Origin of the sequence: Streptomyces sp. NPDC087844, from assembly GCF_044742785.1 — a bacterium.
Taxonomy (GTDB): domain Bacteria; phylum Actinomycetota; class Actinomycetes; order Streptomycetales; family Streptomycetaceae; genus Streptomyces.
Map to the genome: position 1 here is coordinate 465163 of NZ_JBIUVD010000001.1, position 22728 is coordinate 487890.

The 22728-nt window shown below is 71.0% G+C and carries 20 protein-coding genes; 7 read left to right on the plus strand and 13 right to left on the minus strand.

Annotation, left to right across the window (positions count from 1 at the left end; translation table 11 throughout):
• The first annotated feature begins 110 nt into the window (after positions 1–110).
• The 3 genes from ACIOKD_RS01855 to ACIOKD_RS01865 are packed head-to-tail and all read left to right on the plus strand — an operon-like array spanning position 111 to position 3058.
• A complete protein-coding gene (locus ACIOKD_RS01855; RefSeq protein ID WP_402077675.1) occupies positions 111–773 on the plus strand; it encodes a tellurium resistance protein in 663 nt (220 codons plus the stop codon).
• Positions 767–1714: a protein phosphatase 2C domain-containing protein gene (locus tag ACIOKD_RS01860; RefSeq protein WP_402076743.1), complete on the plus strand. Its 948-nt coding sequence runs from the start codon at positions 767–769 to the stop codon at positions 1712–1714. The genes ACIOKD_RS01855 and ACIOKD_RS01860 overlap by 7 nt, the downstream gene beginning before the upstream one ends.
• Positions 1715–3058 (plus strand): protein kinase, encoded by a 1344-nt coding sequence (locus tag ACIOKD_RS01865; RefSeq protein WP_402076745.1) that lies wholly within the window; start codon positions 1715–1717, stop codon positions 3056–3058. It abuts the gene before it with no gap.
• Between the two features lie 36 nt (positions 3059–3094).
• Here the strand turns inward: ACIOKD_RS01865 and ACIOKD_RS01870 are convergent, their stop codons facing one another.
• The 4 genes from ACIOKD_RS01870 to ACIOKD_RS01885 all read right to left on the minus strand — a co-directional run bounded on the left by ACIOKD_RS01870 (position 3095) and on the right by ACIOKD_RS01885 (position 6777).
• Positions 3095–3418 carry a hypothetical protein gene (locus tag ACIOKD_RS01870; protein ID WP_402076747.1) on the minus strand — a complete coding sequence of 108 codons (324 nt, stop codon included), beginning with the start codon at positions 3416–3418 and terminating at the stop codon, positions 3095–3097.
• 112 nt (positions 3419–3530) lie between these two features.
• Complete coding sequence (locus ACIOKD_RS01875) at positions 3531–5033, minus strand: hypothetical protein (protein WP_402076749.1); 1503 nt, start codon at positions 5031–5033, stop codon at positions 3531–3533.
• 90 nt (positions 5034–5123) lie between these two features.
• Positions 5124–6131, minus strand: a complete 1008-nt coding sequence (locus ACIOKD_RS01880) for a ketopantoate reductase family protein (protein WP_402076751.1) — start codon at positions 6129–6131, stop codon at positions 5124–5126.
• Between the two features lie 88 nt (positions 6132–6219).
• Positions 6220–6777: a DUF1697 domain-containing protein gene (locus ACIOKD_RS01885; protein ID WP_402076753.1), complete on the minus strand. Its 558-nt coding sequence runs from the start codon at positions 6775–6777 to the stop codon at positions 6220–6222.
• Positions 6778–7077: 300 nt separating this feature from the next.
• On the opposite strand from ACIOKD_RS01885, the gene ACIOKD_RS01890 reads away from it, so the two are divergent.
• Entirely contained in the window at positions 7078–9354 is a 2277-nt protein-coding gene (locus tag ACIOKD_RS01890) for an MMPL family transporter (protein WP_402076755.1), read from the plus strand.
• 115 nt (positions 9355–9469) lie between these two features.
• Here ACIOKD_RS01890 and ACIOKD_RS01895 read toward each other — a convergent pair whose 3' ends face one another.
• From ACIOKD_RS01895 to ACIOKD_RS01915, 5 genes are all read right to left on the minus strand, one after another.
• Positions 9470–10561 (minus strand): CDP-alcohol phosphatidyltransferase family protein, encoded by a 1092-nt coding sequence (locus tag ACIOKD_RS01895; RefSeq protein ID WP_402076757.1) that lies wholly within the window; start codon positions 10559–10561, stop codon positions 9470–9472.
• 251 nt (positions 10562–10812) lie between these two features.
• Complete coding sequence (mgt, locus tag ACIOKD_RS01900; protein WP_402076759.1) at positions 10813–12060, minus strand: macrolide-inactivating glycosyltransferase; 1248 nt, start codon at positions 12058–12060, stop codon at positions 10813–10815.
• Between the two features lie 145 nt (positions 12061–12205).
• Positions 12206–13522 (minus strand): ABC transporter substrate-binding protein, encoded by a 1317-nt coding sequence (locus tag ACIOKD_RS01905; RefSeq protein WP_402076761.1) that lies wholly within the window; start codon positions 13520–13522, stop codon positions 12206–12208.
• A gap of 29 nt (positions 13523–13551) precedes the next feature.
• Positions 13552–14385 (minus strand): carbohydrate ABC transporter permease, encoded by an 834-nt coding sequence (locus ACIOKD_RS01910; protein WP_402076763.1) that lies wholly within the window; start codon positions 14383–14385, stop codon positions 13552–13554.
• Positions 14382–15317: a carbohydrate ABC transporter permease gene (locus ACIOKD_RS01915; protein WP_402076765.1), complete on the minus strand. Its 936-nt coding sequence runs from the start codon at positions 15315–15317 to the stop codon at positions 14382–14384. Before ACIOKD_RS01915 ends, ACIOKD_RS01910 begins: the two co-directional genes overlap by 4 nt.
• A gap of 279 nt (positions 15318–15596) precedes the next feature.
• On the opposite strand from ACIOKD_RS01915, the gene ACIOKD_RS01920 reads away from it, so the two are divergent.
• Positions 15597–16475 carry a phosphotransferase enzyme family protein gene (locus ACIOKD_RS01920; RefSeq protein ID WP_402076767.1) on the plus strand — a complete coding sequence of 293 codons (879 nt, stop codon included), beginning with the start codon at positions 15597–15599 and terminating at the stop codon, positions 16473–16475.
• A 102-nt stretch (positions 16476–16577) separates the two neighbouring features.
• On the opposite strand, the gene ACIOKD_RS01925 is transcribed toward ACIOKD_RS01920, so the two are convergent.
• Complete coding sequence (locus ACIOKD_RS01925) at positions 16578–17480, minus strand: LysR family transcriptional regulator (RefSeq protein ID WP_402076769.1); 903 nt, start codon at positions 17478–17480, stop codon at positions 16578–16580.
• A 132-nt stretch (positions 17481–17612) separates the two neighbouring features.
• Here ACIOKD_RS01925 and ACIOKD_RS01930 point away from each other — a divergent pair, with 132 nt between their 5' ends.
• Together ACIOKD_RS01930 and ACIOKD_RS01935 are read left to right on the plus strand one after the other, a co-directional pair.
• On the plus strand, positions 17613–18647 hold the full coding sequence (locus ACIOKD_RS01930) for a DMT family transporter (RefSeq protein WP_402076772.1): 1035 nt from the start codon (positions 17613–17615) through the stop codon (positions 18645–18647).
• Positions 18608–19114 carry a YbaK/EbsC family protein gene (locus ACIOKD_RS01935; RefSeq protein ID WP_402076774.1) on the plus strand — a complete coding sequence of 169 codons (507 nt, stop codon included), beginning with the start codon at positions 18608–18610 and terminating at the stop codon, positions 19112–19114. Before ACIOKD_RS01930 ends, ACIOKD_RS01935 begins: the two co-directional genes overlap by 40 nt.
• Positions 19115–19121: 7 nt before the next feature.
• On the opposite strand, the gene ACIOKD_RS01940 is transcribed toward ACIOKD_RS01935, so the two are convergent.
• The 3 genes from ACIOKD_RS01940 to ACIOKD_RS01950 all read right to left on the minus strand — a co-directional run bounded on the left by ACIOKD_RS01940 (position 19122) and on the right by ACIOKD_RS01950 (position 22654).
• Positions 19122–19844 carry a 3'-5' exonuclease gene (locus ACIOKD_RS01940; RefSeq protein ID WP_402076777.1) on the minus strand — a complete coding sequence of 241 codons (723 nt, stop codon included), beginning with the start codon at positions 19842–19844 and terminating at the stop codon, positions 19122–19124.
• Between the two features lie 152 nt (positions 19845–19996).
• On the minus strand, positions 19997–21229 hold the full coding sequence (locus ACIOKD_RS01945) for an SAV2148 family HEPN domain-containing protein (RefSeq protein ID WP_402076780.1): 1233 nt from the start codon (positions 21227–21229) through the stop codon (positions 19997–19999).
• A gap of 102 nt (positions 21230–21331) precedes the next feature.
• Positions 21332–22654, minus strand: coding sequence for a copper amine oxidase (locus tag ACIOKD_RS01950; protein WP_402076782.1), 1323 nt, complete (start codon positions 22652–22654; stop codon positions 21332–21334).
• Between the last annotated feature and the right edge of the window lie 74 nt (positions 22655–22728).

The window sequence follows — 22728 nt, forward strand, 5'->3', positions numbered from 1 at the left end:
CACCGACCGAGGCGCACCGACCCCCGTCCGGAACCGACCCCGGCACAGCACCGACATCCCACCGACACCCCACGGAAGGACACGCAGTGAGTGACATCCCCGGCGGGCCCATGGCGAACCGTCCGGTCCACTTCATCTGGCTGCTCGACTGCTCGTACTCGATGCAGGGCGAGAAGATCGCCCGGCTCAACTACGCGATCCGGGAGTCCGTCCCGGAGATGCGCTCGGTGGCCCACGACAACCCGGCGGCCCAACTGCTGCTGCGCACGGTCACGTTCTCCACGACGGCCAGGTGGCACCACCAGACTCCCGTCCCCGTCGACGACTTCACCTGGCAGGACGTCGAGGTGGACGGCATGACCAACCTGGGCGAGGCGCTGCACCTGGTCTCGCGCGAGCTGCAGAGCCCGCCGATGCCGCAGCGGGCCCTGAAGCCGGTCCTCGCGCTGGTCTCGGACGGTGTACCGACCGACGACTGGAAGGCGGGTCTCAAGGCGGTCGACGCGACACCCTGGGGGCGCAAGGCGGTCCGGGTCGCGATCGCCATCGGCCACGACGCCGACCGCTCCGTACTCCAGGAGTTCCTCGCCAATCCGGAACTGCAGCCGCTGGACGCCAACAGTCCCAAGCAGCTCGCGGCGGCGATCCGCTGGGCCTCGACGGCGGCGGTCAAGGCGGCCTCGCAGCCGGTCGCCGGCTCGGGGGACCCCATGGCGAAGCAGCCCTTCGCGCCACCGGTCCTCGACGACGACGATGACGACGACGTGTGGTGACGGCACTCGTGCGGCGCTGGGCCACCCTCGCCGAAAGCATCCAGGGGACCGGAAAACGGCAGAACCAGGACTGGTACGCGTTCTCCGGGACCGGTTCCTCGGCCGATCCCCTCGTCCTCGCGGTGGCGGACGGCCACGGCTCGGCCGCGCACGCGCGCAGCGCGCTCGGGGCACGGTTCGCCGTGGACCGGTTCGTCGCGCTCGCGACGGAGTTCGGCCGGGCGGCCGACGCCTGCCACGAGCCGGGCGGGCTCGCCCGGCTGATGAACTACGCCCGCAACGACATGCCACGCGCCCTCGTCCAGGCCTGGCGCGAGGCGGCCCTCGGGCACTGGTCGCGGCACCGCCCGGTGGCCGACCTCGGCCTGCCCGAGCCCGGACCCGACGAGAAGCTGACGCTGTACGGGACCACGCTGATCGGCGCGGTCGTGACGCCATGGCTCCTGACGGCCTGGCAGATCGGTGACGGCGATCTGGCGGTGGTGGGCCACGACGGCTCGGTGGACCGGCCACTGGCCCCGGCCGAGGACGACCTGGGCGACGAGACCGAGTCGTTGTGCGGGCCGCAGGCGTGGCGCGCGGTGCGGACGCACTGGGCGCCCGTGTTCGAGGAGGCGCGGGTGCCGCGTCTGGTGGTGCTGTCCACGGACGGTCTGTCGAAGAGTTTCGCCTCGGGCGACGGCTTCACGGAGTTCGTCGGGGACATGGACGGGCGGCTCGCGACGGAGGGCTTCGAGGGGGTACGGGCCGCGCTGCCCGACTGGCTGCGGCACGCCTCCCGGTACTCCGGCGACGACACGACCCTGGCCGCGGCCCTCCTGCACTCGTACGCGGCCCGCCCGCAGCCGAAGCCGGACGCGGAGCCCGGCGCGGAACCCGGCGCCGAACCGGACGCAGGGACCGTGACCGACACGGAAACCGAACGAAGGACGGAGACCTAGATGACCGGCATGCTCGACAGCGGAACCCGCCTGACCGTGGAGACCGGTGAGGAGGTCCAGGTCGTCGACATGTTGGGGGCGGGCGGCCAGGGCGAGGTCTACCGGGTGAAGACGTCCGCGGGCGAGAAGGCCCTCAAGTGGTACTACCCGACCTGCGCGACCTCCGAGCAGGAGGGGATCGTACGGGAACTGGTGTCCCGCGACTTCGACGACGACCGCTTCCTGTGGCCCGAGGTGTACGTGCCCTGGCACCACGGTTCGTTCGGGTATCTGATGGGGCTGCGGCCCGACCGGTTCAAGGGACTGCCTGCCCTGTTCCGCCGCCAGCTGCGCACCAGCACGCGTGCGTTGCTGACCGCCTGCCTCTACACCGTCGAGGCGTACCAGGCGCTCCACTCGCGTGGCATCGCCTACCGGGACATCTCCTGGGGCAACGTCTTCTTCGACCCGGACACCGGCGACATCCTCGTCTGCGACAACGACAACGCGGTGGTGGAGGGTGACGCGAGCGGGATCTCCGGGACGATGGAGTTCATGGCACCCGAGCTGGTGCGCGCCGATCCGGGCGCCCGTCCCGGTACGCAGTCCGACCTGCACTCGCTGGCCGTACTGCTGTTCATGTTCCTGATGAACCATCACCCGCTCAAGGGCAGGCGGGAGTTGGCGATCCACTGTCTGGACGAGGCCGCCGAGCGGAAGCTCTACGGGAAGAACCCGCTGTTCGTCTTCGACCCGGTGGACGACTCGAACGAGCCCGATCCGATGGAGCACGCGACCGTGCTGGCCACCTGGGACGCCTCCGCGGGCGCCCTGCAGGAACTGTTCCGGCGCGGCTTCACGGCCGGGCTGCACGATCCGGCGGTCCGGGTGCGGGAGTCCGAGTGGCGCGACGCGCTGCGGGCGGTGCGGGACGCGGTGGTGGAGTGCGCGTCCTGCGGGCGGCAGAACATGACGGAGCCGGGCGAGCACCAGGCGCAGGCCTCCCGCCCGTGCTGGGGTTGCGGGGCGCTGCTGGTGCTGCCGCCGCGCCTGACGGTGACCACTCCCCCGCCGCGCACCGAGCGCCACATCCGGCTGCCGCGCGCGGCCCGGGTGCAGGCCCACCATCTGCAGGCCGAGCCCGCCCGGCACGACTACTCGGACGCGAGCCTGGTGGCCGAACTGGTGGAACACCCCACGAAGCCGGGCCGCTTCGGCATCGCGAACCGAAGCAGCCGGACCTGGGCGGGCACGCGCTCGGACGGTACGTCGCAGCAGATCGGGCCCGGCCAGACGGTACCGCTGCGCGCGGGCCTGGAGCTGGACCTGGGCGACGGGACCCGCGCGGTCGTACGGGCGAAGTGAGCGCCCCGGATCATCTGTGAGCGGGCTGGGCGGGGTTCACAGGCCGAGGACCCGGCTCAGCTCCTGTGCCAGGGCGAGCCCTCCGCTACCGGCCGCGACGCCCACGGAGATCGTGTCCAGGGCCGAGCGGACCCGCCCGCGGTCCGGGGCGGCGCAGTCCTGCTCGGCACGGGCCAACTCGCCGCGTACGACCTCCGCCTGGGCGACGAGGGGCGGGTTCTCGGTGCGCAGCCGCTCCACGAGTTCGGCGGCCAGGCGCAGCGACTGGGCGGCGTCCGCCCCGTGGTTGACCTCGATGCGGCCGTGGTCACCGAAGTTGGAGGGGCCGTTGATGTCGCCGTGGAAGTTGAAGGTGCTCATGCCTGGCTCCTGGTCGGGGTGCTGTTCGCCTTGCGCACGGGTTCGTCGTGGGCACGGGTTCGTCGTGGGGCGGGTTCTTCGAGGGACGGGTGCCTTGAGAGTGCGGTGCGGGTCACGGCCCGCCGCCCTGCCCCGCGCCCGGGTGGCCGCCACCGCCCTGCCCGGGCTGCGGCTGGCCGCCGGCCATGTTGATCTGGCCCTGGTTGCCGATGTTGCTGGGGCCGTTGATGTCCCCGGAGATGTTGTAGGTCTGGGTGCTGATGATCTGCTGCGCCTTGTCGAACGAGCCCGTGTCGACGTTGTGGTCCTGCAGGAAGCGCTCGGTCGCGACCAGTACGCCCTGCTGGAGCCGGAACAGGAAGTCCTGCGCGTCGGTCTTCTCCGAGTACCCGGCCCGTTCCCAGTCGCCGAGGCTCTCGCGCAGACTGTCGAACGCCCCGTAGTCGTACACCAGATGGCGTTCCTTGATCTCGCGGCGGGTCCTGGCCAGGGCGCGCTCCGCCTCGCGGTGGAACCGGCGCCGGGCACGCAGACGCCGGGAAGCGCCGCGCAGCTCGGGCCAGACGTGCGTGGTGGCGTACGAGACGAGGCTCCACCAGCTCTCGGCGCGGGCGACGGGCAGGGCGTCCACCCGGTGGAAGCGGCCGTGCAGCGGCGGGATCGCGTACGCGGCGACCTCCCAGGTGAGGCTGGGCCGGTGCAGTCGCGCACGCAGGTACATGGAGACGATGGTCCGGCCGCCCTCGCCGACACGTTCGAGGCAGAGGTACGTGCGCATGCCGGCGCCGGGGCTCTGCAGGCCGGCCTGGACGAGTTGCCGGGGGATCTGTGCGCGGGGGTGCTGGGTGCGGTCGGGCAGCAGGTCGGGCAGGTGGAGGGCGTTGCTGCCGAGTACGTAGAGGCGGTTCCTGGCGCGCAGCCCGTCGAGGCCGGAGACCCCCTCCATCTCCCGGGCCACGTAGGTGTGCAGATCGACGGCGTCGAAGGGGCGGATGGTGAGTTTGCCGCCGGTGGGCGAGTCCGCGGGCCTGCTGACGTCGATCGGCTGCCAGAGCGTTTCCTTGATCTTGTCGCCGCTGCCGACGAACGGGTTGGTGCGCTCCGCGGAGTCGGTGTACGGGACGACGTTGGCCCGCTTCAGCTCGTGCAGCCGCGCCTCGGCCGCCGCTTCGACCGCGGGGGCGAGGTTCTCGGCCTTGTCCTGGCTGCGGTAGACGCCCTGGGCGGCGGCCCTGGCACGTGCCTGGTCGTGGTGGACGAGCCACCAGGCGGCGGCCAGCACGGCCACGGGCCCGTACACGGCGGTCATCGCGATCGGCCCGTGGCCCTTGACGAGGGCGACCAGGCCGGCGAGCAGCGCGGCCCAGCCGGCGGCGAAGAGCCAGGCGAGCTGCCGGTCGAGCGCGGCGCGGGCCCTGACGGCCACGCGCGCGTGCCGGGCGAGCGCGACGAGGTTGACGCCGAGGGCCGGGCCCATGGCGTTCAGGCCGTCCCCGGTAAGTCTGTGGTCCGCCTCGTGGGCGAAGTCCGCGTCGAGATGCACCGACGCGCACAGCCGCCGTGTGACCGCGTCCTTGCGCATCTTCGGCAACGACGGCAACTGTCTTCCGACCATTCCGGTCCCCCCACCCCGTAATCGCTCCATCACCCTAGGGATATGAGGGGCCGTGTGTCACGGAGTTGCGGCACCGGAGAGCGGGAGTGCCTACGCCACCGCCTCGTCGGCCAGCCGTACCAGCTCGGCCACCTCCATCGAACCCGCCGCACGCCGCTCCCGCGCGAACTCGTTCGCGAGCCCTTGCAGCAGGTCGTTGAGTGGCGTCGGGACGCCGTGCAGGCGCCCCAGCAGGGCGATCTCCCCGTTCAGGTAGTCCGCCTCGATCGTGCCCGTGCCACGGCTCAGCGACTGCCAGGACGACCCGCCGCCCCGCCCCTGCCCGTCGAGCGGCACGAGGCGCATCTTGTCGGCCCTGGCCTCCTTCTGCTCCTGCTGCGAGGCGTACGGAATGCCCGCGGCGGCGAGCACCGCCTCGCCCTCCGCGCGTACCCGGGCCTGCAGCGCCACGGCCTCCTCGCCGACGATGTCCCCGCTGACCGCCTCGATGGCGTTGGCGAGGTTGGCGAGCAGCTTGGCGTACTGCCAGCGCGTCACATCGGGCACGACCGGCGCCTCGAAGCGGGACGCGGACAGGTCGGCGGCGACGGCCCGCGCGGTGTCGTCCGTCCCGTGCGGGAAGCGCCCCAGGTGCAGGATGCCGGTCAGCGGCGTACCGGCCGCCGACACCACGCCCGGCTCCACGAAGGTGGCGGGCAGCCACACGCACACCCCGTACACCCGGCGGAAGCGGCGCAGCGCGAGTCGCTGGCTCTCCACCCCGTTCTGCGCGCACAGCAAGGGGAGCCGTTCGGCCGCCGTACCGCCGCCCGCCACCGGGACGGGTCCCCATTCCTCCAGCGCCGCCACGCTGTCCTGCGTCTTGACGGCGAGCACGAGGACGTCCCCCGCACGCAGTTCGCCGAGGGCGGACGGGCTGTCGACCGTGGGCAGTCGGTGGGTGCGTGTCCCGTCGGGGGTCACGAGCCGCAGTCCCCGTTCGCGCAACGCCTCGTGGTGCGCGCCTCGTGCGACTAGGACCACGTCGTGTCCCGACTCGGCGAGGCGTCCGCCGACGGCCCCGCCCACGGCCCCTGCTCCGATGATGATGTAGCGCATACGCCCGAGCCTGCCACAGTCGCGTGTACGACCCAACGATGGGTGTACGCACTCGAAAGCCGCCTCGACGGCCGCGTGGGGCCCGGGCTCACCCACCGGTCAGCTCGGCCAGTTTCACGACCGTGTTCCAGTTGCGCGTGGTGGCGACGACGCCCTTCGTCACCCGGGGCTTCGCCAGGCTCTCCGCCAGTTCGGAGCGGCCGAGGCCGTCGGGGGCGTACAGGTACAGGACGCGGTCGCCGAGGCGGAACTCCTCCGGCAGGAAGGTCTGTCGGTCGACCGACGCGAAGCGTTCGGCGTCGACCGGCGCCGAGAAGTACGTGGCGTGCAGCTGCCTGGCCTCCAGTTCGGCCGCCGGGAAGGGGCAGGCGTCGAGGACGGCCCGCAGATACGCGTGGTCGCGCACCAGCACGTCGACCGTGAAACCGAAGCGCTCGGCGAGGGCTCCCGCCAACTCCCCGGCGAGGGAGTCCTCGTCGCCGTGGTCGCTGGTGAACACGGCGTTCCCGCTCTGCAGATACGTGCGTACGCCGCCGTACCCGAGCCCTTCCAGAAGGGTGCGCAGCTCGGCCATGGGCACCTTCCGGCTGCCGCCCACATTGATCCCGCGCAGCAGCGCCGCGTACGTCGTCGTCCCCATAGTCATCCGCACACCCTAGGGCGGCCGTCGTGCCCCGTGGGGGTGGGCACGACGGCCGCCGGGCCGGGCCGGGCCGGCGCAACGCAGGTTACCGACCGGTCAGCTCGGGCGCGACCCCCGAGGGGCGGCTTTACATGTAAGGGCCTCTCATCCTCCTCAGTGCGGAGGTCACGGGGTCCGGGGGGAGGACTTCCGACCGCAGGACTTCACCGGATAGCACGAGGAGAGGCCCTTATCCGCGCCATACCTTCATATCGGGAGGTGTCGGCAGGGGGTCGGCACCCAGGACAAGGGGGCATGCCCGTCATGGGGAAGCGAGACACGCGGGTACGGGGGATAGCGGCCCGGGCCGGTGGCTGGAGCGCCAGGCACCGCTGGGCGGCCGTCGGGATCTGGGTGCTGTTCGTCGTTCTGGCGATGGGACTCGGCTCGGCGGCGGGCACGGTCGAGCTCAAGGACAGCGAGCAGCTCGGGGGCGAGACGGGCCGGGCCGCGGCCATCGCGGAGCAGGCGGGGATCGAGGAGCCGGCCGGGGAGACCGTGCTCCTCCAGGGCAAGGACACGGGTCTCAAGGCGACCGACAGCGAGTTCCGTGCCGCCGTCGCCGCCGTGATCAAGGCGGTCGAGGGCACCGGCAAGGTGACCGACGTGACCTCGCCGTACGACACGGAGACGATCTCGAAGGACGGCCGCAGCGCGCTGGTCCAGTTCGACATGCGTGGCGACGCGGACACGGCGGGCGAGCGGGTGGAGCCCGTCCTGAAGGCCGTGGAGGAGGTCCAGAAGGACCATGAGGCGGTGCGGATCGAGGAGATCGGCGGCGCCAGCATGAACAAGACGTTCGACGACGCGTTCGGCGAAGACTTCCAGCAGGCCGAGTTCTCCGCCGTGCCGGTGGCCCTCGGCATCCTGCTGGTGGCGTTCGGCGCGCTGGTGGCGGCGCTGGTGCCGGTGCTGCTCGCGATCACCGCGATCATGGCCACCATGGGCCTGATGATGCTCGTCAGCCATGTCCAGCCGATGGACGACACCTCCAGCTCCGTGATGCTGCTGGTCGGGCTGGCGGTCGGCGTCGACTACTGCCTGTTCTATCTGCGACGCGAGCGTGAGGAGCGCGCCGCGGGCCGGGACCCCGAGACCGCGCTGCGGATCGCGGCGGCGACCAGTGGCCGGGCCATCATCGTCTCCGGTGTCACGGTGTGCGTGGCGATGGCGGGCATGCTGTTCACCGGGATCGCCACCTTCAAGGCGATGGGGCTCGCCTCCCTGATGGTCGTGGCGGTCGCCATGGTCGGCTCGGTGACGGTGCTGCCCGCGGTTCTCTCGCTGCTCGGCACGCGGGTCGAGAAGGGGCGGATCCCGTTCCTCCACCCGGACAAGCGCCGCAAGAGCAAAGGCGGTTCCGGCAACGACAGCCGTTTCTGGACGAGCGTCCTGCGCGTGGTGCTGGCCAAGCCCGCGATCTCGCTGGTCGTCGCGGCGGGCGCCCTGCTGGCCATCGCCGCTCCCGCGCTCGGCATGAAGACCCAGAACCTCACGCTGGACCAGGAGTTCGGCGACTCGCTGCCGATCGTGGCGACGTACGAGCGGGTCAACGAGGCCTTCCCCGGCGGTTCCGACCCGGCCGAGGTGGTCGTCAGGGCCGACGACATCAACTCTCCGGAGGTGAAGTCCGCGCTCGCCGACTTCCGTGCGCAGGCGGTCAGTTCGGGCGCCTCACGCGGTCCGGTCGACGTCAAGGTGCACGACGCGCAGAACATCGCCTTCGTGTACGTACCGCTGGTGGGCGGCTCGAACCTCGACAAGGCCGAGAAGAGCCTGACGATCATCCGCGACGAGGTCCGTCCCGCGACGCTCGGCAAGGTCGACGGGGTCGAGGCCCCGGTGTCCGGTCAGGTGGCGGGTTCGAAGGACTTCAACGACCAACTCGGCAGTGCGGTGGCCCCGGTCTTCGCCTTCGTCGTGGTCTTCGCCTTCGTGCTGATGCTCCTGTCGTTCCGCTCGCTGACGATCGCGGTCACCTCGATCGTCCTCAACCTCCTGTCGGTCGGGGCGGCGTACGGCATCCTGGTCGCCGTCTTCCAGCACGGCTGGGGCGCGTCGCTGGTGGGCGCCGAGGGTGTGGGCGCGATCATCACCTGGCTGCCGCTGTTCCTCTTCGTGATCCTCTTCGGGCTCTCGATGGACTACCACGTGTTCGTGGTCTCGCGGATCCGTGAGGCGCGGCTGCGCGGGCTGACCACCCGGGACGCCATCCAGCACGGCGTCGTCACCACGGCCGGCGTCATCACCAGCGCCGCCGTCATCATGGTCGCCGTCTTCGGGATCTTCGGCACGCTGTCCATGCAGTCCATGAAGCAGATGGGTGTGGGCCTCGCGGCGGCGGTCCTCATCGACGCCACGATCATCCGCGGTGTGCTGCTCCCGGCGGTCATGGCCCTGCTCGGCGAGCGCAACTGGTACTTCCCGAAGTGGCTGAACCGGCTGCCGGACCTCAGTCACGACGAGTCGTTCGAGGAGCCGTCGACACAGCCGCAGCCGCCTCAGCCTCCGGCGGTCGAGGGTGAGAGGGTCGGCGTCTGACCGGCCCGGTCCGTACGGAACGGCAGCGCTGAACGGCAACACTGAACGGCAGCGGGGCCGGGGCATGTGCCCCGGCCCCGCTGCCGTGCGCGGTCCGCCCTGCGCGGTCCGGCCGTCAGGCCGCGGTGGCGACCTCTTCGCGCTCGAAGGAGTCGATCGTGCGCGTGAAGTCCCGGGTGGAGAGCAGCAGCTTGTAGATGATGGCGAGCTCGAAGACGAGGAGCAGGGCCCCGGAGACGATGGTCGCCTTGATGACGGAGTCGAACAGCGGGCCCAGGATGAAGACGCCCATCTGGAACTCGATACCGCTCACCAGGTGCGTACGGATGCGGTGGCGCAGGAAGAAGGAGCGGGCGCGGAGATAGACCGGGAAGCGGTGCCTGAACTCCTGGTGCAGGTCGATCACACGGGCCGGAGCCTTGTTCTGCGCCTCAGCCCCAGCCTCGTCCCCAGCCTCGACCTCAGCAGCCTCCGTCGCGGTCGCGGTTGCTGCCGCTCCCGCCGGCGCGTGCTCGCGCTCTGCGAATTCGGCGACCTCGGCGCTCTCCGCGACCTCCGCGGTGCCCACCGGTGTCACCGTGGCCGTCGCCGCCTGGCGGATGTCCTGCTCGATGTCCGCCTCGGGGTTGTTGCGCAGCAGGTCCTCCATGAAGGCCAGCTCCGCGGAGTTCTCCGCGCGCCGGGCCGCCCGCACCCGCGCCTTGATCTGCTTGCGCATGGTGTGGCGGATCTTGAAGATCTCCAGGCCGTTGATGTAGCGCAGCGTGTCGAGGAAGACGACCGCGGCGGCCAGCCAGATGTAGATCGTCTCGCCGGTGCGGTCGTACTGCCCGGCCATCAGCGCGACGCCGCACACCGCCACCCGGATGCGGTCGAAGACGAAGTCCAGCCAGGCGCCGAAGACCGAGCCCTGCCCGGTGAGGCGGGCCACCTTCCCGTCCATGCAGTCGAGGATGAAGCTCAGGTGGTAGACGAACGCGCCGGCGATCAGCCACCGCCAGTCACCGAACGCGAAGAACGCCGCCGAGACCAGGCCGAGCAGGAACGCGCCCCAGGTGATCTGGTTCGGTGTGATCCGCGTGTACTTCGCGGTCAACCGCACCAGCGGGGTGGCGACCGGGTCGACGAGCAGCACGGTCCACCAGGCGTCCCGCTTCTTCTCGGTGATGCGGCGCACCTCTGCGAGGGGCGGTATGTCACGGCGCATAGGTCAACTTCCCAAAGTTCGTAACGAGTTCACCTCACGCTAGGAACCTGTTGGGGAAAAGAACAAGAAGATGCCCGTGCAACCTTTTGCGGGGGTCAGGGGTCGAACTCAACAACCTGATCCATGACCCGACAGGACAGACCCTGCGTTACCCGAGCGTTACCGAATGACCTTCCCGTTATACAAAGTGCGCCAGGGCTTCACCAATTACATGGAACCGTGACCCGGGGGAATTCCGGGTTCGCTGTCGGTCACCTGATCAGGCCTTCTGTGCCCTGTCGCGCCTTGTCGTGCCCGTAGGGAATTTCCGCCTCGATCAAATTCGCGGCTCGGGAAGTTCCTCCCTCGGCCGCCATCTCGGCCTGGATCACCTTGAGTTTCCGTGCCACTTCCGGATCGTCGGCGACCGCCATTACGGCTTCGCGCAGGGTGTCGGCGGTGACCTCTTCCATGGGCAGCAGGCGGGCGACTCCGAGCGACTGGAGCACGTCCGCGTTGCCGAACTGGTCGACGGCCTGCGGTACGCAGACCATCGGCGTGGCGGTCCCCATCCCCTCCTGGCTGCCGCCCGCTCCGGCGTGCGTGACGAAGACGTCGGCCTGCTTGAGGATCGCGAGCTGCGGGACCCAGTCGTGGACTTCCACGTTCCGGGGGATCTCGCCGAGTTCGGCCGGGTCGACGTGCTTGCCGATCTGGAGCACCAGGTGCCAGCCCGGCATCGCGCCGAACGCCTCCGCGCACGCGCGGTAGAAGGCGGGCTGTTTGGTGAAGGCGGACCCCAGGGACACGAGGGCGACACGTGCGGCGCCGTCGGGCCGCCGCCACTCCCCCTGGGCGGCGCGGTCGCCCTGGCAGGCGCCGACGAAGGTGTACACGGACTCGTCGACCCGGTCGGCGTTCGGCTGGAGGACCTTCGGGATGAGGACCAGGGAACGGGCGGGGCGCCCGCCGAACGAGTCCGGGTCCAGGTCAATCCCGTTCTCGTCCAGCCAGGCCTGGAAGCGGGCGTAGTACGCCTGCCCCCGCTCGGTCTTCCTCGGCTCCACCCACATGGGCTCGGCGACCTCCTCCTCGTACCCCTCCCAGGCGACCAGGTTCGGCGAGAGCGAGACGGCGGGGACGCCCCAGCGGTGGGCGAGGACGCGGGCCGGGTACGAGGTGATGTCGTGCAGCACGAGGTCCGGCTCGTCGCCCTCGTACGCCTCGATGAGCTGCGGGAGTGCCTGAACGGCGTCCGCGAGGAAGGGTTCGACGTTGTCCAGGAGCGTGGTCCCCCAGGCGCTGGGGTCGTCGTCGGGCGAGGGCAGGGTAGACCTCCACGGTTTCGGCTCGGCGCCGGTCTCCGCGACCTTGTCGGCGAAGACGGGCGGAATCGCGTACGTGACCCGGTGACCACGGGCGACAAGCTCCCGGATCACTTCGAGGCTCGGGTTCACATGCCCGTGGGCGGCGATGGAGAACATGGCGATATGGGCGGGGGCGGGATGCGGGGTGGTCATGCGCCGACCCTAAGCGAGACGAGACGTCTCGTGCAAGACAATTAAGCCCACCGCGCTTCTGGGGGCGCGGGGAACCGCGCGACCAGCCACGACGGATCCGCACCGCCAACCCACCGAACCCGTCCCGCCCCGGGGCAACGGCCCGTCACCTCTGGTAGCGGGCCAGCACCAGGTTCCCGTCCTTCACCAGCCGCCGCCGCAACTCCCCCATGCCGATAGCCCCGCTGTAGTACTCCTGATACGCGGGCGTGGCCACCTTGTCCTTCCACTCCGGGTACCCCCGCACGGACTGCGCGGGCGCCGACCGCAGCTCCCCTGCGAGCGCGGCCCCCACGGCCCAGCCGTTCTTCTCGCTCCGCAGCGCCGGATCCCGCAACGCCTCCGTCCCGGTCGGCAGCATCCAGTCCCCCAGCGCGAGCCGCACCATGTTCCGCGGCCGGAGCAGGAAGTCGATGAAGGCCGCGGCCTCCTTCTTGTGCGGGCTGTCCTCGGCGACGGACAGCGTCTGCGGACTCACCCCCTGGGTGAGCCCGTCGGCCCCGGCGGGCGCGGGCAGCACCTGCCAGTCGAACCCCTTCGGCGCCTGCTGCACGATCTGCTGCCGATAGGAGAACCCGAGCGGAACCATCGCGTACTTGCCGCCGAAGAAGCCGGGCAGGGTGTCGGATCCGCCGCTGCCGAGCGTCGAGCCCGACGCGCTGCCGTCGACGTTGACCTGGTCGTGGATCGTGCGCGGCACGACCTCGTCACCCTCCTCGAACCGGATCCGCACCTTGCCGTCGGCGCCGCGGTGGAACAACTGCCCGCCGGTCGACAGCGACAGGTTGAGCGTGGCCGAGACGGGCTCCTTGAGCGGCCAGGCCACCCCGTACTTCCCGTCGCCCTCGCCGTCACCGCCGCTCAGCTCGTCGGTGATCCGGCTGAACTCCGCCCAGCTCCAGGGCTTTTCGGGCGTGGGAATCCGAGCCCCCGACTCCTTGAGCCACTCGGCGTTGGCGATCAGAACCCGCGGCTCCTGGAGGAACGGCACACCGTAGACCCCGTCCCCGAACGTCGTCGTCTCCCAGCTCCGCCCCGGGATGTCGGACGTGAGCCGCTCGGACAGCAGCCCTCGCAGATCCGCGAGATACCCCCCGTACGCGAAGTCCGCGAGGTCGTCCGAGGCGTCGTGGATGATGTCCGGCGCCTCACCGCCCTCGAAGGACGTGAGCAGCTGGTCGTGGACGCTGTCCCAGGAGCCCTGCACGTACTCGACCCGGACGTCCGGATGCGCGGCGTTCCACTCCCGCACCAGTTCCTTGTTGGCGTCCACGGACTCCTTCTGCCAGGCCAGCGACTGGAAGCGGAGCGTGATCCGCCCGTCCCCGGAGCCGCCTCCGTCACCGGAACAACCGGAGCCGGCGGCGACCAGCAGCCCCGCGACGAGCGCGGCGCTCCACCTCCCGCGCGACCGCAACCGCATCCCCATACACATCCCCATACGCATACGCATCAGCTCTTCACCGCCCCGGCGAGCATGCCGCCCGTGATCCGTTTCTGGATGAGCGCGAAGACGACCAGCGACGGGATGGTCGCCAGGAACGCGGCGGCGGCGAGGGGGCCGAGGTCCGCCACGCCCTCCGCGCCGAGGAAGTGGGTGAGGACGACGGGCAAGGTCTGTTTCTCCGGGGTCTTGAGCAGCACCAGCGCGAAGAAGAACTCGTTCCACGCGCTGATGAACGCGAACAGGGCCGTGGCCACGATGCCCGGCGCGAGGAGCGGCGCGGTGATCGAGACCAGCGTCCGCACCTTGCCGGCTCCGTCCACCGCGGCGGCCTCCTCCATCTCGGCCGGCACCGCCCGTACGTACCCCACCAGCATCCAGAGCGCGAACGGCAGGGCCCACACCACGTAGACCATGACCAGCCCGCCGACGGAATCGATCAGGCGCAGGTTCTTCAGGACGAGGAACAGCGGGATGATCACCAGGACGAACGGGAAGGCCTGGCTGACGACCACCCAGCCGGTGGCCGCCTTCGCGAGCCGGGTGCGGTGCCGGGCCATGACGTACGCCATCGGGGTGGCGATCAGTACGGCGATCACGGCCGCGCCGAGTGCCGCGACCAGGGAGTTCGACGCGGCCCGCAGCAGCGGCTGTTCGTCGAAGGCCTGCCGGAAGTTGTCGAGGGTCGGGTCCTGGGGGAGCCAGGTCGGGTGCAGGCTCGCCAGCTCGCGCGCCGGCTTGAAGGCGGTGGAGACCAGCCACAGGAACGGGAAGGCGAGGAACACCAGATACGCGAGAAGCGCCGCGTACTGGCCCGCGCGGGCCCTTCTGCTCGTCCTCACGCGTCCTCACCTCCCCGCAGCCGGCCGGCCAACTGGACGGCGAGGAACACCGAGATCACCGCGACCATCACGCATCCCATCGCCGCCGCGTAGCCGAACTGGCCGTAGCGGAAGGCCTCTTCGTAGGCGAACAGCATCGGCAGCCGGGTACGGCCGCCCGGTCCGCCGTTGGTCAGCACGTAGACCAGGGCGAACGAGTTGAAGTTCCAGATGAGGTTGAGCGCGGTGATGGCGAGCGCGACCGGTTTCAGGGCGGGCCAGGTGACCGTGCGAAAGCGCCGCCAGGCGCCTGCGCCGTCCATGGCGGCCGCCTCGTGCAGTTCGTGCGGGGTGTTCTGCAGTCCGGCGAGCAGGGCGACCGTCGTCTGGGGCATGCCGGCCCAGATCCCGACGACGATCACCGCGGGCAGCGCGGTCGCGAGGCCCGACAGCCAGTCCCGCCCGTCGCCCAGGCCCAGATCGCGGATCGTCTCGTTGAGGATGCCCGCGTCCGGGTTGTAGACGAGCCGCCACATGATGCCGACCACGACCTCGGGCATCGCCCACGGGATGATCGCGAGCGCCCGCGCCAGCCAGCGCAGCCGCAGTTCCGCGTTGAGCAGCAGGGCGAGCCCCAGCGCGAGCAGGAACTGCGGGACGGTCACGCCGACCGCCCACACCAGGCCGATCCAAAACGACTCCCAGAACAGGGTGTCGTGCAGCAGGTCCTGGAAGTTGAGGGTGCCGATCCACCGCGTGGGCTCGGTCCGGCCCGACTGCGCGTCGGTGAACGCCAGGGCGATGCCGTACAGGAGCGGACCGACGCTGAGCACCAGGATCGGGATCAGCGCGGGCAGCACCAGGAACCAGGCGCCGTGGTCGACGGGGCGGCCCGGCCCGCCGGCCCGCGGTGAGCGCTTCACTGACCGCTTCCTCGCGCTCGCCAATGTCACGGAATCGGCTCCTCTGAGCGGTTCGTGTCGATCTGGCCGTCCCGGTGGCCCCCGTCATCGTCGTGATCCGGCGACATCGCGTCAAGACAGCACGCGCGCTCGGCCGACGGCCCCCACCAGTGCGGACGGGACACCGGACACCTGACGACGTACGGCGTCCTGCCGTGTCCACGGACCGGGGCAGAATGGCGTGCGATGGCGTGCGATGCCGTGCGCGGGAACTGCGGGAGCCGACGGCTTGGCCACAGGCTTGGCCGGAGGCTTCATGGAAGGCGAGTGATGGACGAGGCACAGGCGCGGGACGTACTCGCCGAGGCGCGTATCGGCCCGGTCGGGCGGGACGGCCGGGACGGCCGGGACGCGGTGCTGCTCGCGCTGGGTGAGAACGCCGTCTTCGCCCTCGGTGACCTGGTGGTCAAGGTGGGCCGCGACACCGAACTCCTCGACCGGGCGCGGCGGGAGCTGGCCGTCGCGCTCTGGCTCGCCGAGGCGGGCGTCCCGGCGGTGCGGCCCGCCGAGCCCGAGGCACGGTTCGTCGGCGGTCACCCGGTGACGCTGTGGCACCGGCTGTCCGACCCCGTCCGCCCGGCCGAACCGCGTGATCTGGCCGAACTGCTGCGGGTGGTGCACGCCCTGCCCTCCCCCGCGTTCGCGCTGCCGCGCCGTGAACTGCTGGGCGGGGTGGAGCGGTGGCTGCGGCTCGCGGGTGACGTGATCGATCCGGCGGACGCGGCGTTCCTGCGGGACCGGCGGGACGGGTTCGCCACGGCCGCCGCCGCGCTCACTCCGGAGCTGCCGCCGGGGCCGATCCACGGCGACGCGCTGCCCCGCAACGTGCATGTCGGTCCCGACGGGCCTGTCCTGGTCGACCTGGAGACGTTCTCCGCGGACCTGCGGGAACACGACCTGGTCGTGCTGGCCCTGTCCCGCGACCGGTACGGGCTGTCCGCCGAGGCGTACGAGACGTTCACCGGGACGTACGGGTGGGACGTGCGCGAGTGGGAGGGGTGCGGGGTGTTGCGCGGGGCGCGGGAGACTGCGAGCTGTGCGTGGGTCGCGCAGCATGCGCCGAGCAATCCTCGGGCGCTCGCCGAGTTCGAGCGACGGGTGTCGTCCCTGCGGGACGGCGACGAGACGGTCCGCTGGCACCCCTTCTAGGCGCTCCGCGGCCTGCCCGGTGTGTCACCTGCGGCTCCGTCGTGGCTGGTCGCGCCCGCGCGGCGGAGCCGCATACTGATACAGCTCCGCACCCTTGAGGGCTCAACCCCGGGCGCGGATCGTGCCGGCGGCCCTGTGCAGTTCCGTCAGGACCGTGCGTACCGCCTTGCGGGCTGTGCGTTCGGGGCGGTGGAGGGCGTCGATCTGGCGGCGGGCCCGGACGCCGCTGAGGGGTTTGAGGACCAGGGCGGGGTGCGGGCGCATCGTCCAGCGGGGCATCAGGGCGAGGCCCCCGCCCGCGGCGACCGCCTCGGCGACCACCGCGAACTCGTTGATGCGGTGGGCCAGCCGCAGCCGGCGGCCCGCGGCCGTGGCGATCGCGTCGATGGTGGCCACCACCGGGAAGCCGTCGTGCGCGGTGATCCAGGGCTGGTCGGCCACGTCGAGCGGGGTGAGCCGGCGCTTGACCGCCAGCGGATGGTCGGCGGGCATGGCCACGTCGAGCGGTTCGCGCAGCAGGGTCGTGGCGGTGACCGTACTCGGCCAGCCGGGGGTGTGTTCGAGGCGGTGGGCGAGCACCAGGTCGTACTCCCTGGTCAGCGGCGGGAAATCGTCCTGCGTCACGTCCGCGTCGGCCAGGGACAGGCTCGGCCCGCCGGGTGCGGCCAGCGCCCGCAGCAGCAGAGGGAAGAACGCCGATCCCGCACTGTGGAAGGCCGCCACCGACACCTCGCCGTCCGGCCGGTCCACGAACTCCTCGACGGTGTGCCGGGCGCGCTCCAGCGCCGTCTCCACCTCGATCGCCGCGCCGGCCAGGGCCTGCCCGGCGTCCGTGAGGGCCAGCCGCCGCCCCTGGCGCTCGGTGAGCGGTACGGGAATCGCGCGCTGCAGCAGCCGCAGTTGCTGGGAGATCGCCGAGGGCGTCACCAGCAGCGCCTCGGCGACCGCCGTGACACTGCCCAGTTCGCCCAGCTCACGCAGGATCCTCAGCTGTCGTTCGTCCATGTCCTCAGATTCCTCGGCTCTCCTCGGCTCTCCCCGCCTTCCGCACGGTCCGCCCTCCGATGTAGTGATGCTAAAGGATCGTTTTAGAAGTTGGCTCTGTGCTTCAGAGTCGTGACAGGGCAGGGTGAGCGCGTGCCTGATGCCCGCCGTACCGATGCGGTACTCCTCCTTGTCGCTCTCGTCTGGGGCTCCAGTTATCTGGCCGCCCAGACGGCGACCGCCGTGCTGCCCGTCCTGGTGGTGCTGTTCGCGCGGTACGCCCTGTCCGCGCTCGCCTGTCTCGGCCTGGCCGCCGCCGACCGGAAGTCCGGACCGTGGACCCGTGACGAGATCCGGCTCGGTCTGCCCCTGGGAGTCACCCAGGCGGCCGTCCTGGTCGTGGAGACGTACGGCGTCGCGCACACCAGTGCCGCCAACGCGGGACTCATCATCAGCCTGACCATCGTGATCACTCCTCTCCTGGACCGCACCGGCCGCAGCGGCGGACTCCCTCCGGCCTTCTACGCGGCCGCCGGCGTCTGTCTGCTGGCCGTCGGCCTCCTCATGTCGGGCAACGGTTTCCACGCGCCCCGCCTCGGCGACCTGCTGATGCTCGGCGCCGCGGTGATCCGCGCCGGGCATGTCGCGCTCGTCGGCCGGCTGGCCGTGGGCCGCGCCGTCCGGCCGCTGCGGCTGACCACCGTGCAGACCCTGGTCGGCACCGGGCTGTTCCTGATCCCCGCCTCCGGCGACCTGCCCACTCTCGTGCACGTCGGCGCGGCGGGCTGGGCCCAACTCCTCTATCTCGCCCTGTTCTGCAGTGTGTTCGCCTTCCTCGCCCAGACCTGGGCCGTCCAGCGCACCTCGGCCAGCCGGGCCAGCCTCCTGCTGGGCACCGAGCCGATCTGGGCCGCGGCGGTGGGAATCGCCCTGGCCGGCGACCACTTCACCCCCCTGACGGGCCTGGGCGCGACCCTGCTGGTCACCGGAACCTACTGGGGTCAGGCGATAGAACGCGCCCACCGGGCCCGGACGACGAAGGCAGCGCGCAGCGTGCCTTCAGGGGCGCGGGGAACTGCGCGACCAGCCACAGCGGACCCGCACGTCACGACCGCGCCCACCCCGCCAGCTCTCGCAGAGGACCCCGCATGTCCGAGCACGACAACCACGACACCTACGAGCGTCTGATCACCCTGCTGGACAGCGCCTCCGTCGAGTACGAGCTCATCGACCACGAGCCGGAAGGCAACACCGAGGCGGTCAGCGCCCTGCGCGGCCACCCGGAGTCCGAAGCCGCGAAGTGCATCGTGCTCAGGGTCAAGGTCGACCGCGGAACCACCCGCAACGTCCTCGCCGTCGTCCCCGGCGACCGCCGCGTGGACCTGGACGCGGTCAAGGCGCTCTACACGGCCCGCTACGCCGGTTTCAGCGACGCGGCCACCGCGGAAAGGCTCGCCCGCTCCGTGCCCGGCACCGTCCTCCCCTTCAGCTTCGACGCGGACCTCGAAGTCGTCGCCGACCCGGATGTCGTGGCCCAGCCGCGCCTCTACTTCAACGCGGCCCGCCTCGACCGCTCCCTGGTCACCTCCGGCGCCGACTACGCCCGGCTCGCCGGACCGCGCGTCGAGCGCATCGCCGGCCCCGGCACCGGCTGACCCCGGCTCAGACCCGCTCGTCCGTCAGGTGCCGGACGGGCCAGACGCCGTCCACCACGGCCTCCGCGTCCCCCTTGCGGCGCAGGAAGCTCTGGAAGTCCGCCGCCCACTGGGCGTACCACTCGATCTGGCGGCGGTGCAGCTCCGCCGGACCGAGCGCGGCCACCTTCGGGTGGCGGTCGGCTATCGCGGCGGCCAGCCGGGCCGCGGCCAGGGCGTCCGCCGTGGCGTCGTGGGCGGATTCCAGCGAGACGCCGTACTCCGCGCAGACCGCTTCGAGGTTCCGCTTGCCCCGGCGGTAGCGGTCCACCGAGCGGTCGATCGTGTAGGGGTCGATGACCGGCCCCGGGTCGATCCCGCCGAGCCGCTCGCGCAGTGACGGCAGTCCGTACCTGCGCAGTTCGGCGGAGAGCAGGGTCAGGTCGAAGGCCGCGTTGTACGCCACGACCGGGACGCCCACCTGCCAGTACGAGACGAGCACCGAGGCGATCGCGTCGGCCACCTGGTCGGCGGGCCTGCCCTCGGCCACCGCTCTCTCGTTGCTGATCCCGTGCACCGCGACCGCGTCCGCGGGGATCTCGACCCCCGGGTCCGCCAGCCACTCCCGGTGCCCGGCGCTCTCCTTGCCGCGGACCTCTATCACCGCTCCGGTGACGATGCGCGCCTCGCGCGGATCGGTCCCGGTCGTCTCCAGGTCGAAGCCGATCAGCAGCTCCCCGTGCCAAGCCATGCCGGCCCCCTTCTTCGTGGTGCGTTCCCCCAGTGATCTCCACGATGCCACGGGCCACTGACAATCCGAGGACCGCGTTCCGCTTACCGGCCATCGCACCACCGCGCCACCGCGCCACCGCGCCAGCGCGCCAGCCGGGGGAACGGGACCGGTCAGGACACAGGCCGCGAATCCGCCCAGGCCACCTCGAACTCCTCGCGATACGTCCCGAAAAGCCCTTCCTCACCCATCTCGTCCGGCTTCAGCACCCGGCCACCGCCCCGCAGGACGAGGACCGGGGCCTCCATCCCGCGGGTGCGGCGCAGATAGGACTGCACGACGGCCACACCGTCCGAGCCGTCCCCGTCCACGAGGTACGCCGTGAAGCGGGGCGTCTCGTCGTAGACCTGGATCTCGAAGGCACCGGGATCGCGCAGCCGGGCCCGCACCCGGCGCATGTGCAGGATGTTCATCTCCACGGACCGGCTCAACTCACCCCGCTTTATGCCCAGTTCGCGCTCACGCCGCTTCACCGCGCTGGACGCGGGGTTCAGGAACAGCAGCCGGGTCCGGCAGCCGGACTCGGCCAGCCGCACGAGCCGCCGCCCCGAGAAGTTCTGCACGAGGAGGTTCAGGCCGATACCGATCGCGTCGAGGCGCCGGGAGCCGCCGAAGAAGTCCTCGGCGGGGAACTGCCGCAGCAGCCGTACCCGGTCCGAGTGCACGGCCACCACGTCGGCGTACCGGTCGCCGACCAGGTTCTCGACGGCGTCGACGGGCAGCCGGCGGGCGGACGGTACGTCGCTGCCCGCGCCGAGGATCTCCAGGAGTTTCGCGGAGGCGCGCTCGGCCTGGGCCAGGACGGCCTCGGACAGGGCCCGGTTCCGCGAGACGACGTTGCGGGTGACTTCCAGTTCGTCCAGGGCGAGCTCGACGTCCCGGCGCTCGTCGAAGTACGGCTCGAAGCACGGCCAGTGCTGCACCATCAGCTCACGCAGCTGCGGCAGGGTGAGGAAGCTCAGGACGTTGTCGTCGGCGGGGTCGAGCAGGTAACCCTTGCGGCGGCTGACCTCGCGTACGGCGACGGCGCGCTGGACCCATTCCTGTCCCGCGGGTCCGGCGGCGGCGACCACCCAGTCGTCCTCGCCGTGCATGGGCTCGTAGATCGGGCGCAGAACAGCGGCCACGACCGCGCGCAGCCGCTGTTCGACGAGGTTCAGCCAGATGTAGGCCCGCCCGGCCCGCTGCGCGCGCGTGCGCACCTCACGCCAGGCTTCGGCGCCCCAGTCCAGCTCCGCGCCGATCTCCATCGGCCGGGCGAGGGACACCGCTCCCGGTGGGGCATCTGCGGAGCTCCCCTCGTGACCGCCGTCACCAGGGGGCAACTCCAGCCCTCCGGACCCCACCCGCACACCGCCTTCCGCTCCCCCGAGCACTCCCCCAGCCAACGATCAAGGAAGGGTACTCCGGGAGCGGCGGGCGGTGCAGCCGGATGGACAGGTCGTTTCTCAACTACCGCGTTCCACTTGCCCGTTCTGGTCGGCCAGCTCCGGCGGAGTGAGCGGATTCATAGCGGTGACGTCCCGCGGGGCCAGCGAGAAGCCCTGCCAGTGGACCGGCATGGGCTGCTGGTCCTCGTCCCGGGCGACGTGGTGGAAGCCGATGTTCACCCAGGCCACGGGGTGGGTGAGGGTCTGTCCGTTGACCCACTTGTCGACGGACTTGCCGCCGCCGGTACCGCAGTTGCGGATGTTGTTGCTGGCGAACTGTTCGCACTTCTTGTACTCGGTGAAGTAGATGTCGCGCTTGGTGAAGCTGCGGCCCGGGTACTTGGAGGTGGCGCCCGGCACGAACTCGTACGAACGGGCGTGGTCGTCCTTGTTCTTTCCGGTCGTGCTGACGACGCGCCACCAGCGCATGTTCTTGGCGTCGCCCGCGAGTTCCTTGGTGACCTTCGTGCGGGTGGTCTTGTTGCGCGGGGCCTCGCCGCCCGCGGCCGGCGGGCTGACCACGGAGTCGTACTGCTCGACCTTGTTCTTGGAGTTGCCGTCGAGGCCGAAGTTGAGCCGCCAGAAGACGTTGTGGCTGTGGCTGGTGGCGTACGCCTTGGCGCCCTTGCCTATCGGCCAGCCGCGGCCGTCACCGGCGTCGTAGTCGGCGGGCGAGAGGCTGCCGGTGGCGCCGACGTTCATGTTGATCGTGCCGTCGTCCTGGAAGCGCCACTCGGTCATGTACTCGTACCAGCCGACCTGGTTGACCGTGTACACGAGCAGGTCCTTGCCCTGCTTCTGCCAGACCTTGCCCGCGGTGTCGCCCTGCATGCGGTAGGCGTGGCCGCGCGAACGGGTCGTGGTGCACAGCCCCTTGACGTTCGGGTGCGCCGGGTCCCAGGCGTCCGGGACCTTGACGGTCTTGATGGTGCCGCCCGGGCACTCACCGGGGGCCATCTCCATCAGGCCCTGTCCGAAGCCGAAGCCCGTGAGGTCGTCGTACTCGACCGAGCCGTCGTCGTAGGGGACGTGGATCTGGGCGAGCTTCGCGCTGGTCAGGACCCGTATCGGCTTGGTCTCGCCCTTGGGCTGGTACGAGACGTTCTCCAGGACGAGCCCGGCCTCGCTCTCGTAGTGCCAGCACATCGTCCAGGTGGTGCCGGTGGCGAGCTTCTGCTCGATCTTGTACGCCGCGCTGCAGTCGGCGGCAGCGGCCGCGGGGGCGGCTCTCGTTTCGGCGACGGCCGGTCCCGCGGCCGTCGTGACGCCGGCGGCCAGGGCGACCGCCGAGAGGCCCACCGCCGCCCGCCTGCGGGCGCGGCTGATTCTGTTCACGCGCATGAAGAAATTACTCCCTTGCACAAGCAGGAAAGTGGGAAAGGTGAAGTGGGGCCGATGAACCGATGGACCGATGG

Bases quoted from the DNA above. Each gene is read 5' to 3' on its own strand.
- ACIOKD_RS01895 (WP_402076757.1), bottom strand. From the start codon at position 10,561: ATGCGCCGTGACATACCGCCCCTCGCAGAGGTGCGCCGCATCACCGAG.
- ACIOKD_RS01935 (WP_402076774.1), top strand. From the start codon at position 18,608: ATGTCCGAGCACGACAACCACGACACCTACGAGCGTCTGATCACCCTG.
- ACIOKD_RS01950 (WP_402076782.1), bottom strand. From the start codon at position 22,654: ATGCGCGTGAACAGAATCAGCCGCGCCCGCAGGCGGGCGGCGGTGGGC.
- ACIOKD_RS01880 (WP_402076751.1), bottom strand. From the start codon at position 6,131: ATGCGCTACATCATCATCGGAGCAGGGGCCGTGGGCGGGGCCGTCGGC.
- ACIOKD_RS01885 (WP_402076753.1), bottom strand. From the start codon at position 6,777: ATGACTATGGGGACGACGACGTACGCGGCGCTGCTGCGCGGGATCAAT.
- ACIOKD_RS01890 (WP_402076755.1), top strand. From the start codon at position 7,078: ATGGGGAAGCGAGACACGCGGGTACGGGGGATAGCGGCCCGGGCCGGT.
- ACIOKD_RS01865 (WP_402076745.1), top strand. From the start codon at position 1,715: ATGACCGGCATGCTCGACAGCGGAACCCGCCTGACCGTGGAGACCGGT.
- ACIOKD_RS01920 (WP_402076767.1), top strand. From the start codon at position 15,597: ATGGACGAGGCACAGGCGCGGGACGTACTCGCCGAGGCGCGTATCGGC.
- ACIOKD_RS01925 (WP_402076769.1), bottom strand. From the start codon at position 17,480: ATGGACGAACGACAGCTGAGGATCCTGCGTGAGCTGGGCGAACTGGGC.
- mgt (WP_402076759.1), bottom strand. From the start codon at position 12,060: ATGACCACCCCGCATCCCGCCCCCGCCCATATCGCCATGTTCTCCATC.
- ACIOKD_RS01870 (WP_402076747.1), bottom strand. From the start codon at position 3,418: ATGAGCACCTTCAACTTCCACGGCGACATCAACGGCCCCTCCAACTTC.
- ACIOKD_RS01905 (WP_402076761.1), bottom strand. From the start codon at position 13,522: ATGCGGTTGCGGTCGCGCGGGAGGTGGAGCGCCGCGCTCGTCGCGGGG.
- ACIOKD_RS01940 (WP_402076777.1), bottom strand. From the start codon at position 19,844: ATGGCTTGGCACGGGGAGCTGCTGATCGGCTTCGACCTGGAGACGACC.
- ACIOKD_RS01875 (WP_402076749.1), bottom strand. From the start codon at position 5,033: ATGGTCGGAAGACAGTTGCCGTCGTTGCCGAAGATGCGCAAGGACGCG.
- ACIOKD_RS01855 (WP_402077675.1), top strand. From the start codon at position 111: ATGGCGAACCGTCCGGTCCACTTCATCTGGCTGCTCGACTGCTCGTAC.